Source organism: Actinoplanes aureus, assembly GCF_015704865.1.
GTDB classification, from domain to species: domain Bacteria; phylum Actinomycetota; class Actinomycetes; order Mycobacteriales; family Micromonosporaceae; genus Actinoplanes; species Actinoplanes aureus.
Window position 1 is genome coordinate 535,421 of sequence record NZ_JADQTO010000003.1, and the last position, 18,112, is coordinate 553,532.

15 protein-coding genes are annotated in these 18,112 nt (G+C 70.8%); 8 read left to right on the plus strand and 7 right to left on the minus strand.

What is annotated here, in order from left to right:
* Positions 1 to 36 precede the first annotated feature (36 nt).
* The 4 genes from I4J89_RS08350 to I4J89_RS08365 form a co-directional block, all read right to left on the minus strand.
* Entirely contained in the window at positions 37 to 1,374 is a 1,338-nt protein-coding gene (locus I4J89_RS08350) for a dipeptidase (protein WP_196413259.1), read from the minus strand.
* Positions 1,371 to 1,808, minus strand: coding sequence for a hypothetical protein (locus I4J89_RS08355; protein WP_196413260.1), 438 nt, complete (start codon positions 1,806 to 1,808; stop codon positions 1,371 to 1,373). The genes I4J89_RS08350 and I4J89_RS08355 overlap by 4 nt, the downstream gene beginning before the upstream one ends.
* Positions 1,805 to 3,277 carry a glutamate/gamma-aminobutyrate antiporter GadC gene (gene gadC, locus I4J89_RS08360; RefSeq protein WP_196413372.1) on the minus strand — a complete coding sequence of 491 codons (1,473 nt, stop codon included), beginning with the start codon at positions 3,275 to 3,277 and terminating at the stop codon, positions 1,805 to 1,807. The genes I4J89_RS08355 and gadC overlap by 4 nt, the downstream gene beginning before the upstream one ends.
* An 81-nt stretch (positions 3,278 to 3,358) precedes the next feature.
* Positions 3,359 to 4,585: a threonine/serine exporter family protein gene (locus I4J89_RS08365; protein ID WP_196413261.1), complete on the minus strand. Its 1,227-nt coding sequence runs from the start codon at positions 4,583 to 4,585 to the stop codon at positions 3,359 to 3,361.
* Positions 4,586 to 4,671: 86 nt separating this feature from the next.
* Here I4J89_RS08365 and I4J89_RS08370 point away from each other — a divergent pair, with 86 nt between their 5' ends.
* A complete protein-coding gene (locus tag I4J89_RS08370; protein WP_196413262.1) occupies positions 4,672 to 6,153 on the plus strand; it encodes an MFS transporter in 1,482 nt (493 codons plus the stop codon).
* A gap of 3 nt (positions 6,154 to 6,156) precedes the next feature.
* Here the strand turns inward: I4J89_RS08370 and I4J89_RS08375 are convergent, their stop codons facing one another.
* Positions 6,157 to 7,683: a lysyl oxidase family protein gene (locus I4J89_RS08375; protein WP_196413263.1), complete on the minus strand. Its 1,527-nt coding sequence runs from the start codon at positions 7,681 to 7,683 to the stop codon at positions 6,157 to 6,159.
* A 279-nt stretch (positions 7,684 to 7,962) separates the two neighbouring features.
* On the opposite strand from I4J89_RS08375, the gene I4J89_RS08380 reads away from it, so the two are divergent.
* The 7 genes from I4J89_RS08380 to I4J89_RS08410 all read left to right on the plus strand — a co-directional run bounded on the left by I4J89_RS08380 (position 7,963) and on the right by I4J89_RS08410 (position 14,947).
* Positions 7,963 to 9,372 (plus strand): APC family permease, encoded by a 1,410-nt coding sequence (locus tag I4J89_RS08380; protein ID WP_196413264.1) that lies wholly within the window; start codon positions 7,963 to 7,965, stop codon positions 9,370 to 9,372.
* Positions 9,365 to 10,372 (plus strand): acetamidase/formamidase family protein, encoded by a 1,008-nt coding sequence (locus tag I4J89_RS08385; RefSeq protein WP_196413265.1) that lies wholly within the window; start codon positions 9,365 to 9,367, stop codon positions 10,370 to 10,372. Before I4J89_RS08380 ends, I4J89_RS08385 begins: the two co-directional genes overlap by 8 nt.
* Positions 10,373 to 10,376: 4 nt before the next feature.
* Positions 10,377 to 11,081, plus strand: coding sequence for a GOLPH3/VPS74 family protein (locus I4J89_RS08390; protein WP_196413266.1), 705 nt, complete (start codon positions 10,377 to 10,379; stop codon positions 11,079 to 11,081).
* 56 nt (positions 11,082 to 11,137) lie between these two features.
* The gene (locus tag I4J89_RS08395; RefSeq protein ID WP_196413267.1) at positions 11,138 to 12,256 is read left to right on the plus strand and encodes an aminopeptidase P family protein; all 1,119 of its coding nucleotides are present in this window, start codon (positions 11,138 to 11,140) and stop codon (positions 12,254 to 12,256) included.
* A gap of 76 nt (positions 12,257 to 12,332) precedes the next feature.
* Positions 12,333 to 12,656, plus strand: a complete 324-nt coding sequence (locus tag I4J89_RS08400) for an STAS domain-containing protein (protein WP_196413268.1) — start codon at positions 12,333 to 12,335, stop codon at positions 12,654 to 12,656.
* A gap of 46 nt (positions 12,657 to 12,702) precedes the next feature.
* Complete coding sequence (locus I4J89_RS08405; RefSeq protein WP_196413269.1) at positions 12,703 to 14,580, plus strand: SpoIIE family protein phosphatase; 1,878 nt, start codon at positions 12,703 to 12,705, stop codon at positions 14,578 to 14,580.
* Entirely contained in the window at positions 14,573 to 14,947 is a 375-nt protein-coding gene (locus I4J89_RS08410) for an ATP-binding protein (RefSeq protein WP_196413270.1), read from the plus strand. The genes I4J89_RS08405 and I4J89_RS08410 overlap by 8 nt, the downstream gene beginning before the upstream one ends.
* A gap of 48 nt (positions 14,948 to 14,995) precedes the next feature.
* Here I4J89_RS08410 and I4J89_RS08415 read toward each other — a convergent pair whose 3' ends face one another.
* Complete coding sequence (locus tag I4J89_RS08415; protein ID WP_196413271.1) at positions 14,996 to 16,609, minus strand: methyl-accepting chemotaxis protein; 1,614 nt, start codon at positions 16,607 to 16,609, stop codon at positions 14,996 to 14,998.
* Between the two features lie 114 nt (positions 16,610 to 16,723).
* Positions 16,724 to 18,058, minus strand: a complete 1,335-nt coding sequence (locus I4J89_RS08420; protein ID WP_196413272.1) for an extracellular catalytic domain type 1 short-chain-length polyhydroxyalkanoate depolymerase — start codon at positions 18,056 to 18,058, stop codon at positions 16,724 to 16,726.
* Positions 18,059 to 18,112: the final 54 nt, after the last annotated feature.

Consider the following 18,112-nt stretch of genomic DNA (forward strand, 5'->3'; position numbering starts at 1 on the left):
GCCACCGGCATCCGACAACCCGATTTCGATCGTGACCTATCTGCGGTAGTGCCGCAGGAAGAGAGCCTCGGCGTGGGCCAGCCGGGCGATCTCGCCCGGATCCACGCTCTCGTTCGGGGCGTGGATCAGCGCGAGCGGCTCCTCCACGCCCATCAGGATGATCTCGGCTTGCGGATAGATGTCGGCGAAGACGTTGCACAGCGGGATCGACCCGCCCTGGCCGAGTGTCGTCATCTCCCGGCCGAACGCCTCCCGCATCGCGGAGGCGAGCGCCTGGTACGCCGGCCCACCCGTATGCGCCTCGAACGGCTGCCCCAGGGCCTCCGTGTCGACGCTCACCCGTACGCCCCACGGTGCCGCCGTGTGCAGGTGCGCGATCAGCGCGTCCCTGGCCTTGACCGCGTCGGTACCCGGCGGCACCCGCAGATTGAGCCGCGCCCGGGCGTGCGGCTGGATCGCCGCGGCCGAGCCGACCACCGGCGGGCAGTCGATGCCGAGCACGGTGACCGCCGGGCGGGCCCAGATCATGTCGGAGACGGTGCCGTCGCCGAGCAGCCCGACCCCGTCGAGCAGTCCCGCGTCGGTGCGGAACTGCGACGTGGGGTAGGGCGCGCCAGTCCAGGTCTGGCCGTGTTCCAGCCCCGCGATGGTGGTGTTGCCGGCCGTGTCGCGCAGCGTGGACAGCATCTGGATGAGTGCGGCGAGAGCGTCCGGGGAGGCGCCGCCGAACATGCCGGAGTGCAGTTCGCCGGCCAGCGCCTCGACGGTGACCACCACGTTGACCATCCCGCGCAGCGTCACCGTGGCGGCCGGTACGCCCACCGCCGCGTTCCCGGTGTCGCAGACCAGGATGGTGTCGGCCGCCAGCAGCTCGGGATTGCGCTCGACGAAGTCCTCCAGGCCGCCGGTGCCCTGCTCCTCCGAGCCCTCGACGATCAGTTTCAGGTTGACCGGCACGTCACCGTCGAGAGCGCGCAGCGCGGTCAGGTGCATGACGATGTTGCCCTTGCAGTCGGCCGCCCCCCGGCCGTACCAGCGACCGCCCGACTCGGTCAGCTGGAACGGCGGGGTGTGCCAGGCGGCCTCGTCGAGCGGGGGCTGTACGTCGTAGTGGGCGTAGAGCAGCACGGTCGGCGCGCCGGGGACGGTCGTCGGGCGTACCCCGTAGACCGCGCGGCTGCCGTCGCTGGTCTCCCGCAGGCTCAGGTCGGTGAAGCCGACCTCGGCGAAGCGCTCGACCACCCAGTTCGCCGCCTTCGCGCACTCCTCCGGCGGGTACTGCCGGGGGTCGGCGACCGACGGGATGGCGACCAGTTCGGACAGGTCGGTGCGGGCCTGCCCCATCAGGCCGGCGATGCGGTCGGCGAGACTCATCCGGCCACCTCGTCGGAAAGGTTGAGATCGTCGACCGCCTGCTGGAACGCCTCCAGGTTCTGCGGGCAGTACACCTTCGTGATGAGCAGCTGGCCCTGAACCACCTTCTCGTCGGCGATCACCGGCCGCTGTCCCGGTCCGGCGGCGCCGTTGGTGAGCTGGCTGTAGAGCGTGCTGCGACTCAGCGCGGCGTCCGGGTCGGTGCAGGTGGTGCCGCCGTCGGCGCCGAGGACGCCGGCGATCTGCTCGGTGGTGGGCACCCGCATGCCGGCCGATGTGAGTTCGACCTGCAGCTGCTGGGCCTTGGCGGTGGCCTCCTGGCTGTCCTTCGCGTTGTCGAAGGCCAGCAGCGCGATGCCGGCGAGCAGGAGGAAGGCGACGCCGAAGATGATGTAGACGACGGTGTGGCTCTTGTGCTGCACCGAGACGTTCATGCGACCGGTGCCTCCTCCGGCTCGGTGGACTTCCAGGACGGCTTGCGGAACTTGTAGAAGAGGTAGGGCACGAGCAGGCCGAGGCCGAGCGCGCCGCCGGCCACGACGGCCAGGTACAGGCCGACGCTGCCGGAGCCGAACTGTGACGGCGGGATGAACCCGATCAGCAGCGCGGACAGGGACGCGGCGAAGCCGACGCCGCAGAGCCCGGTGAGCATCGGGGCGCGGTAGCCGCGCGGGTGGTCCGGCTGGCTGCGGCGCAGGCGTACGGCGGCCACGAACATCAGCAGGTACATGATCAGGTAGACCTGGGTGGTGATCACCGAGAAGATCCAGTACGCGCTGGAGACGTCCGGGATGAACGCGTACGCCAGCGCGATCACCGTCGTGATCAGGCCCTGGGTGACCAGGATGTTCTGCTGCACGCCGTGCTTGTTGAGCCGCTGCAGGAACGGCGGCAGGTAGCCCTCCTGGCGCGAGATCAGCAGCAGGCCCTTGGACGGGCCGGCCAGCCAGGTGAGCATGCCGCCGAGCGACGCGGCGACCAGCATCACGCCGAGGATCGGCGTGAGCCACTGCGAGCCGAACGCGGCGAACACCGCGTCGAAGGCCTGCATGACACCCGCGGTGAGGGACAGCTGCTCGGCCGGCACGATCCAGCTGATCGCCAGCGCGGGCAGGATGAAGATGAGCAGGACCAGGCCCATGGCCAGGAACATCGCCCGCGGGAACTCCCGGCCCGGGTTCTTCAGCGAGCCCACGTGTACGGCGTTCATCTCCATGCCCGAGTAGGACAGGAAGTTGTTCACGATCAGCACCAGGCTGGAGAGCCCGGCCCACGCGGGGAGCAGGTTGCTCGCGGTCATCGGCGCCGCGGACTCATTGCCCTGGCCGAGGAACGCGATGCCCAGGATGACCAGCAGCGCGCCCGGGATCAGCGTGCCGATGATCAGGCCGCCGCTGGCCAGGCCGGCGACGCCGCTGGTGCCGCGCGACGAGACCCACACACCGGTCCAATAGCAAACCATGATCACGATTGCGGTCCACACGCCGCTGGCGGCGAGATCCGGATTGATGACGTACGCGAGCGTGCTCGCCACGAAGCCGAGCAGGCTCGGGTAATAGAAGATCGTCATGGCGAACTGGCACCAGACGGCCAGGAAGCCCATCGGCTTGGACAGTCCCTGGCTGACCCAGTTGTAGACGCCGCCCTCCCAGCCGGAGGCCAGCTCCGCCGAGACGAGCGCGGTCGGCAACAGGAAGACGATTGCCGGGACCACGTAGAGGAAGATGCTGGCCAGGCCGTAAACGGCCATCGTCGGCGACGGTCGCAGACTGGCGACCGAGCTGGTGGTCATCAGAGCCAGGGCCACCCAGGAGATGTACGCCACCGCGCGCGCCGTTCTGGGTTTGGCCGTGCTGCTGCTCGTCGGAGCGGCCGATGCCGGTCGCTGGGCGGGTACATCCATCGCGCTCACGCTGCCTCCTAGACAACAACGACGCGGTAGTGTCTTTTCCGCCGATCATCAGCGGTGGTGAATTGATCCGCCTCATCCCTGGCGGGTTAGCCCGGGGCCGACCGCGGCCGCCGCGACCAGCATCCCGACGGCGATCGCGGTGAACAGCCCGACCATGTCGGCGATCCCGGCCACCCCCTGGATCTCGTGCCCGCCGATCCAGCTCTCCAGACCGCGCAGCCCGTGCGAGCCGGGCGTCAGGACGTAGAAGGCGCCCAGGTAGAGCACGTACGCCGGAGGCAGTCCGGGCCGGCGCCCGAGCAGCAGCGCGCTCGCCGTCATGACGAAGGCGCCGGTGAACGTGCCGGCCGGGTCGCCGAACGCGCGGGTGACCACCTCGGTGACCGCCGCAGTGAGCAGGATCAACCCGAGTGCCCACGGGAAGTCGCGTGGGGCCATCGAGAAGGTGAGCATCACCCCGAGCGCGAACAGCACCCACCCGCCCCACACCCCGAACGGGCCGAGGTTGCCGGGCACGGTGACGTCGAAGAGCCGGCTCTGCGGCACCTGGAGCAGCACCGTCGCGGCCAGCGCGCCGAAGGCCAGCACCAGCAGCACGACGAAGCTGTAGACCAGCCGGGACGCACCCGCGGTGATCCGGTTGTCGGCCAGTTCCAGGGCCGCGGCGGTGATCGCGTCACCCGGGATGAAGTAGAACAGCGCCGGCACGATCAACTGGATCGGCCCGCCGTCGATCAGCCCCCGCTCGGTGAGCAGCAGCACCACCACGGTGACCAGCAGTGAGGCGAGGAACGGCGAGATCAGCATCAGCCGGCGGCGGCCGGCACCGGCGACCACCAGAACGCCGACCAGCAGCCCGGTCAGCGCGGACACCACCACCTGCTGCCAGGTGGCCTGCACCGAGATGCCGAAACCGACGGTGAAGCAGACCAGGCCGGCCACCTGCCACGGCTTCGACCAGCGGACCGGCATGGCGCGGATCTGGGCCAGCCGCCGGGTGGCGACGCCGACCGAGAGCCCGCCCCGATGGATCTCGGCGACCAGATGCTTGAACCGGGTCACCTGGTGCAGCGGCGGCACGCCGGGCTCCCGGGAGTACGAGAGGGTGTGTCCGGCAACGGTCAGGATCGCGGCGTCGGCCAGGAACGTCACCTCGGCGTCGTGACCGTAGTGGGCGGCGATCTCGCGTACCGTCGCCTCGCAGCGCATCGTGCCCTCGAAGCTGGAGCTCAGCAGCCACTCGGTCAGTGGGCCCAGGAGCGCCAGAAGATCGTCCTCGGTGACCGGTACGGCCGTCATCCCGCGAACCTATGTGGCCCGTCATCGGTGGCAATCATCCTGTGCGAGTGATGCCGGGCCCGGCCCCGGGCCCCGACCCTGAACGCATGACGGACATCCGCGAGTCGAAAGCCGCCGGGCTCGGCGTTCTGCTGGCTGCCTGTGTGTCCGCGCTGGTGGTGAACGCGAACACCTCCGCCGTCACCATCCTGCTGCCGGCGATCAGCGAGGACCTCGGCGCCTCACTGGACGTCCTGCAGTGGGCGGTGACCGGCTACATGCTGGTCGGCGCCGCGGTGATCGTCACGTCCGGCGCCCTCGGCGACGTCTTCGGCCGCCGCAAGGTGTTCCTGCTGGGGCTGATTCTGTTCATCGCGTCCTGCGTACTGATCGCGCTGGCCGGCAACGGTGCCGGGGTCATCGCCGGCCGGATGATCCAGGGGGCGGCCGGGTCCACCATCCTGGCCTGCGGGATGAGCCTGCTGTCGGTGGACGCGTCCGGGGCCGGGCAGATGAAGGCGATCACGCTCTGGGGTGCCGCCTCCGCGGTCGGTGCCGCCGCCGGGCCGCTCATCGGCGGCGTACTGGTCGACGTCACCGGCTGGCAGGGCCTGTTCTGGATCGACGCGGGCATCGCCGCCGCCTGTATCCCGCTCACCCTGATGACCGTCAAGGAATCAATGGACCCGGGCCGGCCCCGCTCGATCGACGTTCTCGGCACCGTTCTGGTCGCCGTCGCGCTCGTACCTCTCGTGCTGGCGCTCAGCATGGGCGGCGACTGGGGCTGGCTGTCGCTGCCGACCGTCGGCTGCCTGGTGGTCGCTGCCCTCGGCGCCTGGGGTTTCGTGGTCGCGGAGCGGCGTGCCACCGCACCGCTGGTCGACCTGCGGTTGCTGCGCAACCGCGTGCTGGTCGGAGCGACCCTGGCGATCCTGCTGGTGGCCGGTGTGATCAACGCCCTGATGTACCTGCTCAGCCTCTACTTCCAGAACCCGTCGACGTTCGGCATGACGCCGCTGGAAGCGGGCCTCGCCACCCTGCCCGCGGCCGCCGCGATGATCGCGGTGACCCCGCTGATCACCCCGCTCGCCCAGCGCATCGGCAGCCGGTACGCGGTGGCGCTCGGATTCGGGCTGGCCGCCGCCGGCTCGCTCGTGCTCGTCTTCGTCACGGACTCGTGGAGCTATGCCGCCTTCGTGCCGTCGCTCATCGCGATGGCCGTCGGGCTCGGGCTCGCCAACGGGCCGGCGTCCTCCGCCTCCACCGCCGCCGTTTCCGACGCGGAGGTCGGGCAGGCAGCCGGCATCTCCAACATGGCCCGGTACGTCGGCGGCGCCCTCGCGGTCGCCGCCGCCGCGACCGTGTCGGACAGCGTCGCCGTGGCGCAGTGGGACGCCGGCGCCTCGGACGCGGCCGGTCTGGCGGCCGGGCTCTCCGGTGCCTCGATCCTGCTGACGGTCATGTCGGGCCTGGGTATCGGCCTGCTCCTTCTGATGGGCCGGCACCGGGCGGGCCGGGTGGAGGCGGTGCACCGGTCCGCGGCTGCCGCCGCGACCAGCCACACCCTCCCCACCCGGCCGCTGCGATGACGCTCAACCGGCGATGCCGTGCACCTTCGGTACGGTCAGCGTGCGCTTCTTCGCCGTGCCGCCCAGAATGATCTTGCGGATCGACGTGTTGTTGCCGGTGCTCAACTCGGCCAGCTTGCGGTCCGGGTTGGCCAGCACCTGGATGTAGTAGGTGCCGTTCTTCAGCTTGGTGACGTCGAACGACTGCCCGGGCCGGTCCTGGTCGTACGTGTCACCGTTGCCGATGTCCAGCACCTCACGCACCGCGACCACGGTGTCCGCCCCGCACGAGGTGGCCAGGTCGGTGTTCTCCGGCCGCCACTTGGCACCCTTGATGGTGTAGTCGACGGCATCGGTGTTGGCCAGGCAGAACGACTCCTTGCCGCTGCGCACGGCCAGCTTCTTGTCGGCCCGCAGCAGGTTGTACTGGGCGAAGTCGGTGAAGTGCCAGTGCATGTGGCCGTCACGGGCGTCCCACTCCATCGTGCCGGCCGCCCTGGACCCGACCTGCCGGCCCCTGGCGTCGAAGAAGTACTGGTAGGCGTCCATCAGGTCGGTGCCGGGGCGGCGGAACCCGTCGACCAGCAGCGGGGAGGTGCCGGCGTTCCACACCGTGGCACCGAAGTTGACGTACCACTTGCCGTCCGGCTTCCCAGTCTCGGTGGTGCCCTGGGACAGCGAGATGCCCCATGCCGGCAGCGACCGCAGGTCCGGCTTCGGTCCCTTCGGGACAGTCCTGGAGGTGGCCGGGCGCTGCGCCGCGGCCCGGAACTCCGGCCGGTGCAGGCCGTGCGCCCCTTCCGCCTGCGCGGCGGCCCTCGCGTCGCCGGATCTCCCCTCGACGACGTTCATGGCCACCTTCGCCGTCGCCTGCTTCACCGGGATCCCGAACAGCTTGCGATAGGCCGGGTTCACCGTCGCCGTGGCGGTGTACTTGCCGGCCTTGACTTTGGACAGCGCGGCTGCCGACCGCGGCTGATCCGGCAGCGCGGCGTCCCAGCCCGCCTGGACACCCCACACCGCGCCCAGCGTGAACGGATTCGTGCCGCCGCACGCGGCCGGGTACGGGTTGGTCGCCGGAGCGTCCCGCCGGGTCCGCCCCGAGGCGGACGAGTTGCCACAGAACGCCGTCTTGTACGACGCCACGACCTTCCCGGCCGCGTTCCTGATGGTGATCGTGGCGAAGTTCCGCAGACCGTTGAAGTCCTTCACCGTTCCGGCCGGCAGGGCGACGCTCGTCCGCTTGCCGTTCTTGACGACGGTCCGGTGCGCCACGATCGGCTTGCCGTACCCGGTGCGGCGGGCCCGGATCTCGAACGGGTCCTTGCCCGCGATCACGTGCAGCCCGAGGTCGAAGGAGAGGTACACCTCGTCGCCGTCGGCGTACCGCTCGGCGGTCACCGTCTTGGCGGCGGCCACGAGCGCCAGTGCGGGCGGGGCCGCGGCCGCCTCGGCCGCGCCCACCGCGGTTCCGGTGAACACCAGCGCGCCCAGCGCCACGCCGACGACCGGCCAGCGGGATCGGCGCCGGCGGCTCTGCGGGTCTGTCATCTGTTCCCCCCATGGTCCTCGGCCGGCGGTTGACTCCGGCCGCGTGGGAACAGCTCACGCCTGAGTCTGTGAAAGCACTGTGAGTTGGGTGGACGGTTGGCACTAACCCGGGAGTGGGTCACGCCACGCGCGAACACTGTTGACATTGTTGTTAGCTGACCTTGCGTCGCCTCGCGATCACGGTATTTACTTGCGTCGCTATTCACGCTGCACCTCCTGCTCAGGCCCCGCCTGAGCAGCGATTCACCATGCCCGCGGGGGAAAGGGTGACACAGCTGTATGTCTCTCAACCGGTTCGGATATCAGCAACAACTACGGCGGGAACTGCGCGTCCGTGACCTGACCGCCTACGGGCTGGTCTTCATGGTGGTGATCGCGCCGTTCGGCATCTTCGGCAGCGTCTTCCAGGCCAGCGGCGGGATGATCGCGCTCGCCTACGTCGTCGGTGCCGCGGCGATGATCCTCACCGCGTCCTCCTACGGCGTCATGGTGGAGAAGTATCCGGTCGCCGGTTCGGTCTACGGCTACGCCGGGCGGGCCATCGCGCCGGCCGCCGGGTTCCTGACCGGCTGGGTGATCCTGCTCGACTACGTCTCCATCCCGCTGCTGCTGTCGCTGGTGGCCGGCGCGAGCATGACCTCGATCGTGCCGAGCGTGCCGGTCTGGGCCTGGGTGGTCATCTTCGTGGTCGCGAACACGGTGATGAACCTGCTCGGTATCAAGACCACCAAGCTGCTGAACTGGCTGTTCCTGGTCGCCGAACTGATCGTCCTGGCGATCTTCCTGGCCTACGGCCTGAAGGCGATCGCCGACGGCAAGGGGCACGGCTTCACCCTCGACCCGTTCTACAACGGCACCAGCTTCACCTGGTCGCTGGTGCTCGGCGGAGTGGCCATCGGCATGCTCTCCTACCTCGGGTTCGACGCGCTGGGCCTGCTCGCCGAGGACGCGTCCGACGGCGCCCGCACGGTCCGCAAGGCGATGTACGCCTCACTTCTCACGGTGGCGGTCCTGTTCGTCGCGTCCACGTACGTCGCCGCGCAGCTCGTGCCGGACCCGGCCGGCCTGATCGCTGACGGCGACCCGTCGGGTTCCGCGTTCTACGACGCCGCCGAGGTCGCCGGAGGAGCCTGGCTCGGCACTCTGACCGCGCTGGCCACCGCCCTGGCCTGGGGCATCGCCAACAACATGGTCGCGCAGGTCGCCACCAGCCGCCTGCTGATGGCGATGGCCCGCGACCGCCAGCTGCCCGGGTTCCTGTCCCGCGTGTCGCTGAAGCGTTCGGTGCCGTCCAACGCGATCCTCACCACCGCGGCGATCTCGCTGGCCGTCGGCGTCTGGATGTCCACCCGGGACGACGGCATCACGCTGATGAGTGCCCTGGTCAACTTCGGGGCGATGTGCGCGTTCATCGTGCTGCACGTCTGCGTGATCTGGGATCACTACCGGAACGGCTCGCGCGGCGGCGTCGTCCGCAACGTGATCGTGCCGCTGGTCGGCGCCGCCGTCCTGCTCGCGGTCATCTGGCACGCCAACCTGCTGGCCCAGCGGGTCGGCCTGATCTGGCTGGGTCTCGGGATACTCGTCCTGGTCGTCCTCTACGCCACCGGGCGCAAGCCGACCCTGCCGAAGATCACCGGACCGGGCGAGCCGGCCGGCGTCCGTACCGAGGAGAGCCAGCATGCCTGACACGTCGATCACCCGCATCGAGGCCGAGCCCGGCCAGTACGGCTACACCTTCGGCGGCCGGGAGCCGATCGCCGAGATCAAGCCGGGCACCCTGATCAGCCTGCGGACCCTGGACTGCTTCGGTGGGAAGGTCCGCTCGGTCACCGACCTGCCCAGCCAGGTGTGCGAGTTCCCGTACCTGAACCCGGTCACCGGGCCGCTCTATGTGGACGGGGCGCGGCCCGGGGACACCCTGGCCGTGCACATCGTGTCGCTGACCCCCGCCTCGCCGGTCGGGATCTCCTCGACGTTCCCGCACTTCGGGGCGCTGACCTCGACGTCGCACACGCCGACGCTGCAGCCGCCGCTGGAGGAGCGGGTCTGGCTGTACGACGTCGACCTCGACCGCCAGACCGTGCGCTACCAGGCCAGCCGCAGTGACTACACGGTCGACCTGCCGCTGGAGCCGATGCTCGGCACCGTGGGGGTCGCGCCGGCCGCCAGCGAGGTACGCCAGACGATCGTCCCGGACGTACACGGCGGCAACCTGGACACCCCGCTGCTCGGCCCCGGCTCGACGCTGTACCTCGGGGTCAACGTGCCCGGAGGACTGCTCGCGCTCGGTGACGGGCACGCCCGGCAGGGCGAGGGCGAGGTCTGCGGCGTGGCGGTCGAGATCGCCATGGACGCCGTGATCGTGGTCGACGTCATCCCCGGCGTGCCGACCGCTACCCCGCGACTGGAGACCGACACGCGGCTGGTGTCGCTCGGCGCGGCCCGGCCGCTGGAGGACGCGTTCCGGATCAGCCAGGACGACCTGGTCCGGCACGTCGCCCAGCTGACCGGGCTGGACCTGCTGGACGCGTACCAGCTCGTCTCCCAGACGACCGAGGCGCGCGCCGGTAACGTCGTCGACCCGCAGTACGTGATGAGCGCCGGCATCGACAAGCGGTACCTGCACGGGGCGGCGGCGTACCACGGCGCCCACGATCAGCTGCGTGCCGTGGTGCGGAGCGGCTGATCGCGTGCGACGCCTCGAACCCGACCCTGTCCTCGTACGCGAGCAACTCTTCCTGCTCGCCCACGACGAAACCCGGCACATGCGGCCCCGGCTGCATGTGCCGGCCCTGGCGGCCGGCCTGGCCGGCGCGACGGTGATGGATCTGCTGATCACCCAGCGGGTGGCGATCGAGTCCGGTGTGGTGCACGCGGACCGGTTCCAGCGCGACTCGACCGGCGACCCGATCACCGACGACGTCCTCGCCCTGATCATGGACGCGGTGCCGGCACCGGCGCTGCCGGCCGTGCTCCGGGCCGCCGGCCCCGGCCTGTACGAGCGCACGGCCGCGGCGCTGGTGCACAAGGGCGTGATCGTGGAGGGGCCGCAGCGGCGCTGGCGCAAGGCCAAGGAGTACGAGATCGCGAACGAGCGCATCGCCGTCCGGGTCCGGGCCAGGGTCGGATACCGCATCGACGGCCGCGACGCGCCCTCGCCCGACGCCGACTGCCTGTGCGCGCTGGTGGCCGTGCTCGGCCTGCACGCCGCCCTGTTGCGCGGCCCCCGCGCCGAGGTGGAGCCGATGCTGCACCGCGTCGTCCAGGACCTGCCGGCGAACGCCCGCCAGGCCCGGGGCGACGGCGACCCGCCACACCCGGTCGCGGCGGCACCGGTGGTCGCCTCGGCCGTTCTCGACGCCGTCCGGAGTCTGGCGACCGCGGCGATGAACTGACCTCATCCGCCGGGGACGAGGTGGGCCGCTCCGACGTGGTGGCACCATTTCGTCCCATGACCGTGCAGCCGTTCACCACCAAGGACTTCACCCGCCGGATGGAGAACGCGATCTCCCAGGCCGCGGCGGCCGGGCTCACCGGGCTGCTCGTCACGCCCGGCCCGGACCTGGTCTATTTCACCGGCTACCGGCCCACCGCGATCACCGAGCGGATCACCATGCTGGTCCTCGACACCGACCACGACCCGCACCTGATCGTGCCGGTGCTGGAACGCCCGGACGCCGAGGCGGCCTCGGGCGCGCCGGCGGTGACGATCACCGACTGGGCGGACGGCACCGACCCGTACGCCGCCACCGCCCGCCTGCTGGACCCGCACGGGCGCTATGCCGTCTCCGACTCGGCTTGGGCGCTGCACCTGCTCGGTCTGCAGGAGGCGCTGCCCGGGGCCCGGTACAGCTCGATGACCGCGACGCTGCCGATGTTGCGCGCCGTCAAGGACGCCGATGAGATCGAGCGCCTGGCCGCGGCCGGCGCGGCGGCGGACGCCGCCTACGAGAGGATCATCGGGGTACGGTTCGCCGGCCGCCGGGAACGCGACATCGGCAACGACCTGGCCGGTCTGCTGCGCGAGTACGGGCATTCACAGGTCGACTTCACCGTGGTCGGGTCCGGGCCGAACGGCGCGAACCCGCACCACGAGATGGGCGAGCGGATCATCGGGGACGGCGACATGGTGGTCCTCGACTTCGGCGGCCTGAAGGACGGCTATGGGTCGGACACCACGCGTACCGTGCACGTCGGCGAGCCGACCGCCGAGGAACGCGAGGTCTTCGAGATCGTCCGGCAGGCCCAGCAGACCGCCTTCGAGGCGGTCCGGCCCGGCGTCGCCTGCGAGGACATCGACCGGGCCGCCCGCCGGGTGATCGACGACGCCGGCTACGGCGAGAACTTCATCCACCGGACCGGGCACGGGATCGGCCTGACGACTCACGAACCGCCGTACATGGTGGCGGGGGAGCGGCGTCCGCTCGTACCCGGGATGTGTTTCTCGATCGAACCCGGCATCTACCTGCCGGGCCGTTTCGGGGTGCGCATCGAGGACATCGTCACCGTCACCGAGGACGGCGGCCGCCGGCTCAACAACACCAGCCACGAGCTGCGCCTGGTCAGCTGACCTCACCCGGTCGTGTCTGCGTCTGGGCCGGCACGAGCCGCGCGCGTACCGTGAGGCTACGGCGGGAGGAGTGCTGGTGCAGACGGTGTCCATCGAAGCGAAGCCGGGCGGCGTGCTGGACGTCGTGCTGTCTGGCGAGATCGACTTCACGAACGCCGCGCACATCGTCGACGTCGTCCGGGAGGCCATCGCCGGCGGCTGCCCGGAAACCGTCCGGGTCGACCTGGCCGCGGTGACCTTCCTGGACTCCTCCGGGCTCGGCGTCCTGATCCGGGCGATGAAGGCCGCCGCCGCGGTCGACGCGGCGTTCCGGGTCGAACACCCGACCGAAAAGGTGTTCGACCAGCTCCAGATGACCGGCTTGCTCGCCCCGTTCGGCATTGCGGAAACCGGCGGCTGATCCCACGTTGCCCACCGGTCGGCGACACACAGGCCAGGAGCAGCTGATGAAGACGGACCAGGGCTATCAGCACCGTCTGAACGAGCTCGAGGCGAAGATCGGCCGGGCCCGGCTGGACCCCGTGGTGGTGTGCGAACGGGCCGCCGGCCTGCTGGCCGGGCGCATCGGTTGCCGGGTCGACGAGGCGCACACCCATCTGCGGCAGCTGGCCGCCGAGCAGGACCGGGACGTGCACGAGGTCGCGGCGGACGCCCTGGCCGCGCTGGAGGCCCGCGGCGTGACCCCACCGGCTCAACTGCGCACGGCGGCCGACGCGCTGACCCGCCACCACCGCACACCGTCACCGCGTCCGGATCCGCTGCCGCAGCCGGACCCGGTACCGCCCACGCGGGAATGGACGGAGATCGTGCAGCAGGTCCTCGACGCCCTGCCGGGCCGGCGAACACTGGTGGCCCCGGAACGCGACCCGGACGGCCTGATCGTGGACTACCGGTTCGTGGCGGTCAGCTCCTCCGTGGTGGATCTCTCCGGTCGCCGCCGCGAGGACCTGCTCGGGCGGCGGGTCAGCGAGGTGTACCCGTCCATCGTCGACGGGCCGGTCTGGGCCGCCTGGCGCGACGCGCTCGCCGACCGCCAGCCGCGCGAGGTCGGCCCGGTGCCGTACGTGAGCAGCGACGACGACTCACCCACCGGGGTCACCGTGACCGTCCACGTGCAGCCCCTCGGGGACGGGCTGCTGAACAGCTGGGTCCGCCACGACGAGCAGACCCGGCTCGCCGAGCGGATGGCGCACACCGAACGGCTCGGCAACCTCGGCTGGGGCGAGTGGGACCTGGTCACCGACACCACCGTGTGGTCCGACGAGCTGTACCGCATCTACGAACGCGACCCGGCGGACGGGCCGATGCCCCGGGAGGAGAGCGAGGCGCTGGTCCTGCCCGACGACGACGGTGTCCGCAAGCAGGCGGCCGTGGCGTTCGGTCGCGGCGAGACCGCCGACCTGCTCTACCGGATCCGGGTCAACGGCCGGATCAAGCATCTGCGGGCCGTGGTCGACGCCGTACGCGACGCCGGCGGCCGGCCGTTGAAGATCTACGGCATCCTTCAGGACGTCACCGCCCGGGAGAGCAGCCGCGTGAAGCTCGCCCAGGTCGAACGGCAGCTGCGCGAGCACCAGGAGAGCCTGGCCATCGAGCATCGCCTCGCCGCCCAGCTCCAGCAGATCGTGCTGCCCATCCCGGACGCCCCGATCGACCTGCCCGGCATCCGGGTGGCGGTGCGGTACCTGCCGGCCGAACGGGCCAGCCGGGTCGGCGGCGACTGGTATCACGCCGCGGTCGCCCGCGACGGCAGCGTCGTCCTGGCCGTCGGCGACGTCGCGGGACACGGCGTGCAGGCGGCGGCGACCATGGCCCAGCTGCGGCACACCCTCACCGCGCTCACCGTCACCACCACGACACACCCGGCGGAACTGCTCTCGAACCTCAACGAGCTGCTGTACGCCGGCGACGCCCCGGACGGCACCGCCACCGCGGTCATCCTGCGCTTCGACCCGGCGACCCGGCAGCTGCGATGGGCGCAGGCCGGCCATCCGGCCCCGCTGCACACGCGGGCCGGCGTCACCACCGAACTTGCCCGGCCGTACGGGCCACTGCTCGGCGCCCTGCCCGATCCCGGCTACGACACCGCCGGCATCACGATCGAGCACGACGACGTGGTCGTCATCTACACCGACGGGCTCGTCGAGCATCGCTCGCACAGCCTCGCCGAAGGCCTCGTCCCGGTGGTGGCCAGGCTGAACCGCTTCTCCGCCGAGGAGCAGCCGGCGTCGCTGGCCGGCCTGCTCGCCGAGTTGCACACCGCCAACCCGGACGACGACACCTGCATCCTGGCCGCCCGCTGCCTGGAGCGCCGCCATGGCTGAACAGACCCTGCTGACCCGTGACTTCACCCTGGAGACGCTCGTCGCTCTGCGCCACGACGTGGAACGCTGCGCGGTCCGGGAGGGTCTGATCGACCTGGCCCTGTACCGGTTCGTCGTCGCGGTCAACGAGCTCACCACCAACGCCGTACGCCACGGCGGCGGGCAGGGGCGCCTCGTCCTCTGGCGTACCGGCGACCAGCTCCACTGCCGGGTCACCGACCACGGGCCCGGCCTTCCGGTGTCCTCTCAGCCCGCCATGCCGTCCGCCGACGCGATCGGGGGACGCGGCCTGCTCCTGGCGAGTCACGGTGTCGAGCGGCTCACCGTCGACGGCACCAGCGTGACCGCCAGCACCCGGCTGCGCTGAGGATGGCACCTCAGCGGGTGGACGGCAGTGGCACCAGCACGGTCAAGCTCAGAGTTTGAAGCTGCCCACCAGGCCGTGCAGCTCCGTGCTGGTACGCGCCAGCCCTTCGGCGCTGTGCTGAGCCTCGTTGACGACCGTGGTGGTGTTGCCCACCGCGGTCGCCACCTTCGCGATGTTGGTGGCGATGTCGGCGCTGCTGCCCGACACCTCGGCCACGTTGCGGCCCATCTCGCTGGTCGTGGCGGTCTGCTCCTCGACGGCGGCCGCGATCAGCGTCTGGAAGTCACTGATCCGGGTGACCACCTCACCGATCTGGGAGATCGCGTGGACGGCCTCCGAAGAGTCCGCCTGCAGCGCCTGCACCAGCCGGGAGATGTCATCGGTGGCCTTCGCGGTCTCCTGCGCCAGCTCCTTGACCTCGCCGGCGACGACCGCGAAGCCCTTGCCGAGCTCGCCGGCCCGGGCGGCCTCGATGGTGGCGTTCAGGGCGAGCAGGTTGGTCTGCTCGGCGATCGACGTGATCAGGGCGACCACGCTGCCGATCTCCGCGGAGGAGGCGCCCAGCTTGCCCATCGTCTGATTGGTCCGGTCGACCACCCCGACGGCCTCGCCGGCCACCCGGGCCGCCTCACCGGCGTTGCGGGCGATCTCGTCGATGGCCAGGGTCATCTCCGTGCTGCCGGCCTCGAGCGTGCCGACGTTGCCGGACACGTTGCCGGCCGCGTCGGCGACCGCCGCGGCCTGCGCGTCGATCTCGGAGCTGGACGCGGCGATGCGCGTCGAGACACCGGACAGCTCCTGCGAGGCCGTGGAGACGGTGCCCGCGTGCCCGGCGATGGCCGAGACGGTCTCGCGCAGTGAGGCGGCGGTGCTGTTCAGCGCCTCACCGAGCCGGCCCAGCTCATCGCGCCGGTCGAGTTCGACGCGGACGGTGAGGTCCCGGCCGGCGAGCCGGTTGAGCGCGCCCACCACGACGGCGAGCGGCCGGATCACCGAGCGGGTCACCAGGGTGCCCATCAGCACGGCGAGGACCAGGGCGAGCAGCAGGGCACCGCCGATGGCGCGCAGCCCGGTGTCGCGGACCTCCTGCACCTCGGCGCGCAGCGTCTCGGCGCGGGCGTTGACCGACTGGTCCAGCGCGTCGGTGATGTCCAGGACCTTGCCGTACGACTCGGCGGCCTCACCGCCGTTGACGCTCTCCATCGCCTTCGCACGCGAGGCCTTGGTGTCCGCGGACAGCCACTGCATGAGCGTGGAGTCCCACTCGAAGAACTCGTCCCAGGCCGGCTTGAGCTTGGCGAACTCGGCCTGCTCGGCGGCGGTCATGTGACCGACGTGGGCGGCCGCGATGTTGTCGTAGATCGCCTGCTTGGACTCGAGCTCGCCCTGCCGGTTGTACCCCTCGGGGCCGGTGGCGTAGGCGTACCCGAACGCACCGACGTCGGCGATCACCAGGCCCTGCCAGCCGGTGACGTCCGCCGCGTAGTACTTCGCGGACTGGATGTCGTCACGCAGCTGTTCCAGCGCGGCCAGCTCGTGCTGGCTGTCGGACTGCTGGCGCAGCCCCCACCAGCCGACTCCGGCAGCCGTGACGATCAACGAGGTGAGCACCAGGTAGGAGGCGCCCAGCCGCTTGCCGACGCTCACATCACGGACACGCATCCTTCAGGACCTCGCTCATACGATTCGCGCCCACCCGGCGCTGGATACATATGATCGGCGACGGGCGTCACTTCTGAAGCCTTTCTGAGGAAAGCGCCGGCGGCTCTGACGATGTCATCCGGTCGTGCAGGCCGAGCCGTTCAGGGCGTACCCGGTGGGTGCGCCGGCGTTGCCGGTGTGCGTGGCCTGGAATCCGACGGTGACCGAGGCGCCCGGCGCGACCGTGCCGTTGTAGCCCGCGTTGCGGGCGGTCACCTGGCCGGACGTGGGGGAGTAGGTGGCGTTCCAGCCGCTGCTGATGGTCTGTCCGGACGGCAGGGTGAACGTCAGGGTCCAGCCGTTGAGCCCGGAAGTTCCGGTGTTGGTGAGGGTGAGGTTCGTGGTCAGCCCGGTGTTCCAGGCATTGACGGCGGCACGCACGGTGCAGGCACCGCCCGACGGCGGCGGTGAAGAGGGCGGCGGTGAGGAGGGCGGCGGTGAGGAGGGCGGCGGCGAAGAAGGCGGCGGCGAGGACGGCGGTGTGCCGGTGTCCAGGCCGAAGAAGGTGATCGCCATGCGTGCCATGCCGCTCATCGGCAGCGAGTGGCCGCCGCCGGCCACGCTGATCGCCTCGACCGGCGCCTGCGTCGTGTTGGCGCCGTACCGGGTACGGGTCCAGCCGGCCTGCGGGCTGTCGGTCGACACCGGTGTCTGGCTGACGCCGAGCACGTTGGTCCACTGTTTGATCTGCTCGCCGAAGTTGGGGTAGCGCAGCGTGGCGTCGTCGGTGCCGTGGAACACCTGCATGCGCGGGCGGCGGCCGGTGTATCCGGGGTAGGCCGCGCGGACCAGGTCGCCCCAGGCCTGCGGAGTGCGGCTGACCTGGCCGTTGGCGCAGGCGCTGTTCCACATCGAGCCGTCGGTGGTGGCGAAGCAGCCGAACGGGACACCGGCGAACGCCGCGCCGGCCGCGAACACGTCCGGGTAGTCGCCGAGCAGGACGTTCGTCGTCATCGCACCCGACGACGCGCCGGTGACGAACGTGCGGTTCACGTCGGTGCCGTAGCGCTGCTGCACGTACCGGACCATCGACACGATGCCGGCCGGGTCGCTGTTGCCGTTGTGGGTGAGCGCGCCGGGTGTCGAGACGTCGAAGCAGTTCCCGGAGCGGGTCGCGGACGGGTAGACGACGATGAATCCGTACTGGTCGGCGAGGGAGGCGAACTCGGTGCCGGAGTGGAAGGCGGGGCCCGAGCCGGTGCAGTAGTGCACCGCCACCAGCAGGGCCGGGTTGGCGGCGAGCCGATCCGGGACGTACAGGTGCATCCGCAGGTTGGTGGGGTTGGTGCCGAAGCCGGTGACCTCCTGCAGAGAGGCTGCCGTGGCCGGTCCGGCCGGCAGGGTGATCCCCGCGGCGATCGCCGCGGTCGTCGCCGCGCCGGCCAGCAGGGCGCGCCAGGTTCGTCTCATCGGCCATCCATTCATCGACGATCGTCTTGATGAAAGTTAGCGAATGAGTCCGGA

What these genes read in the sequence shown, in the direction of transcription:
- I4J89_RS08350 (WP_196413259.1), bottom strand. Translation starts at nt 1,374, where the DNA reads ATGAGTCTCGCCGACCGCATCGCCGGCCTGATGGGGCAGGCCCGCACC.
- I4J89_RS08355 (WP_196413260.1), bottom strand. Translation starts at nt 1,808, where the DNA reads ATGAACGTCTCGGTGCAGCACAAGAGCCACACCGTCGTCTACATCATC.
- gadC (WP_196413372.1), bottom strand. Translation starts at nt 3,277, where the DNA reads ATGGATGTACCCGCCCAGCGACCGGCATCGGCCGCTCCGACGAGCAGC.
- I4J89_RS08365 (WP_196413261.1), bottom strand. Translation starts at nt 4,585, where the DNA reads ATGACGGCCGTACCGGTCACCGAGGACGATCTTCTGGCGCTCCTGGGC.
- I4J89_RS08370 (WP_196413262.1), top strand. Translation starts at nt 4,672, where the DNA reads ATGACGGACATCCGCGAGTCGAAAGCCGCCGGGCTCGGCGTTCTGCTG.
- I4J89_RS08375 (WP_196413263.1), bottom strand. Translation starts at nt 7,683, where the DNA reads ATGACAGACCCGCAGAGCCGCCGGCGCCGATCCCGCTGGCCGGTCGTC.
- I4J89_RS08380 (WP_196413264.1), top strand. Translation starts at nt 7,963, where the DNA reads ATGTCTCTCAACCGGTTCGGATATCAGCAACAACTACGGCGGGAACTG.
- I4J89_RS08385 (WP_196413265.1), top strand. Translation starts at nt 9,365, where the DNA reads ATGCCTGACACGTCGATCACCCGCATCGAGGCCGAGCCCGGCCAGTAC.
- I4J89_RS08395 (WP_196413267.1), top strand. Translation starts at nt 11,138, where the DNA reads ATGACCGTGCAGCCGTTCACCACCAAGGACTTCACCCGCCGGATGGAG.
- I4J89_RS08405 (WP_196413269.1), top strand. Translation starts at nt 12,703, where the DNA reads ATGAAGACGGACCAGGGCTATCAGCACCGTCTGAACGAGCTCGAGGCG.
- I4J89_RS08410 (WP_196413270.1), top strand. Translation starts at nt 14,573, where the DNA reads ATGGCTGAACAGACCCTGCTGACCCGTGACTTCACCCTGGAGACGCTC.
- I4J89_RS08415 (WP_196413271.1), bottom strand. Translation starts at nt 16,609, where the DNA reads ATGCGTGTCCGTGATGTGAGCGTCGGCAAGCGGCTGGGCGCCTCCTAC.
- I4J89_RS08420 (WP_196413272.1), bottom strand. Translation starts at nt 18,058, where the DNA reads ATGAGACGAACCTGGCGCGCCCTGCTGGCCGGCGCGGCGACGACCGCG.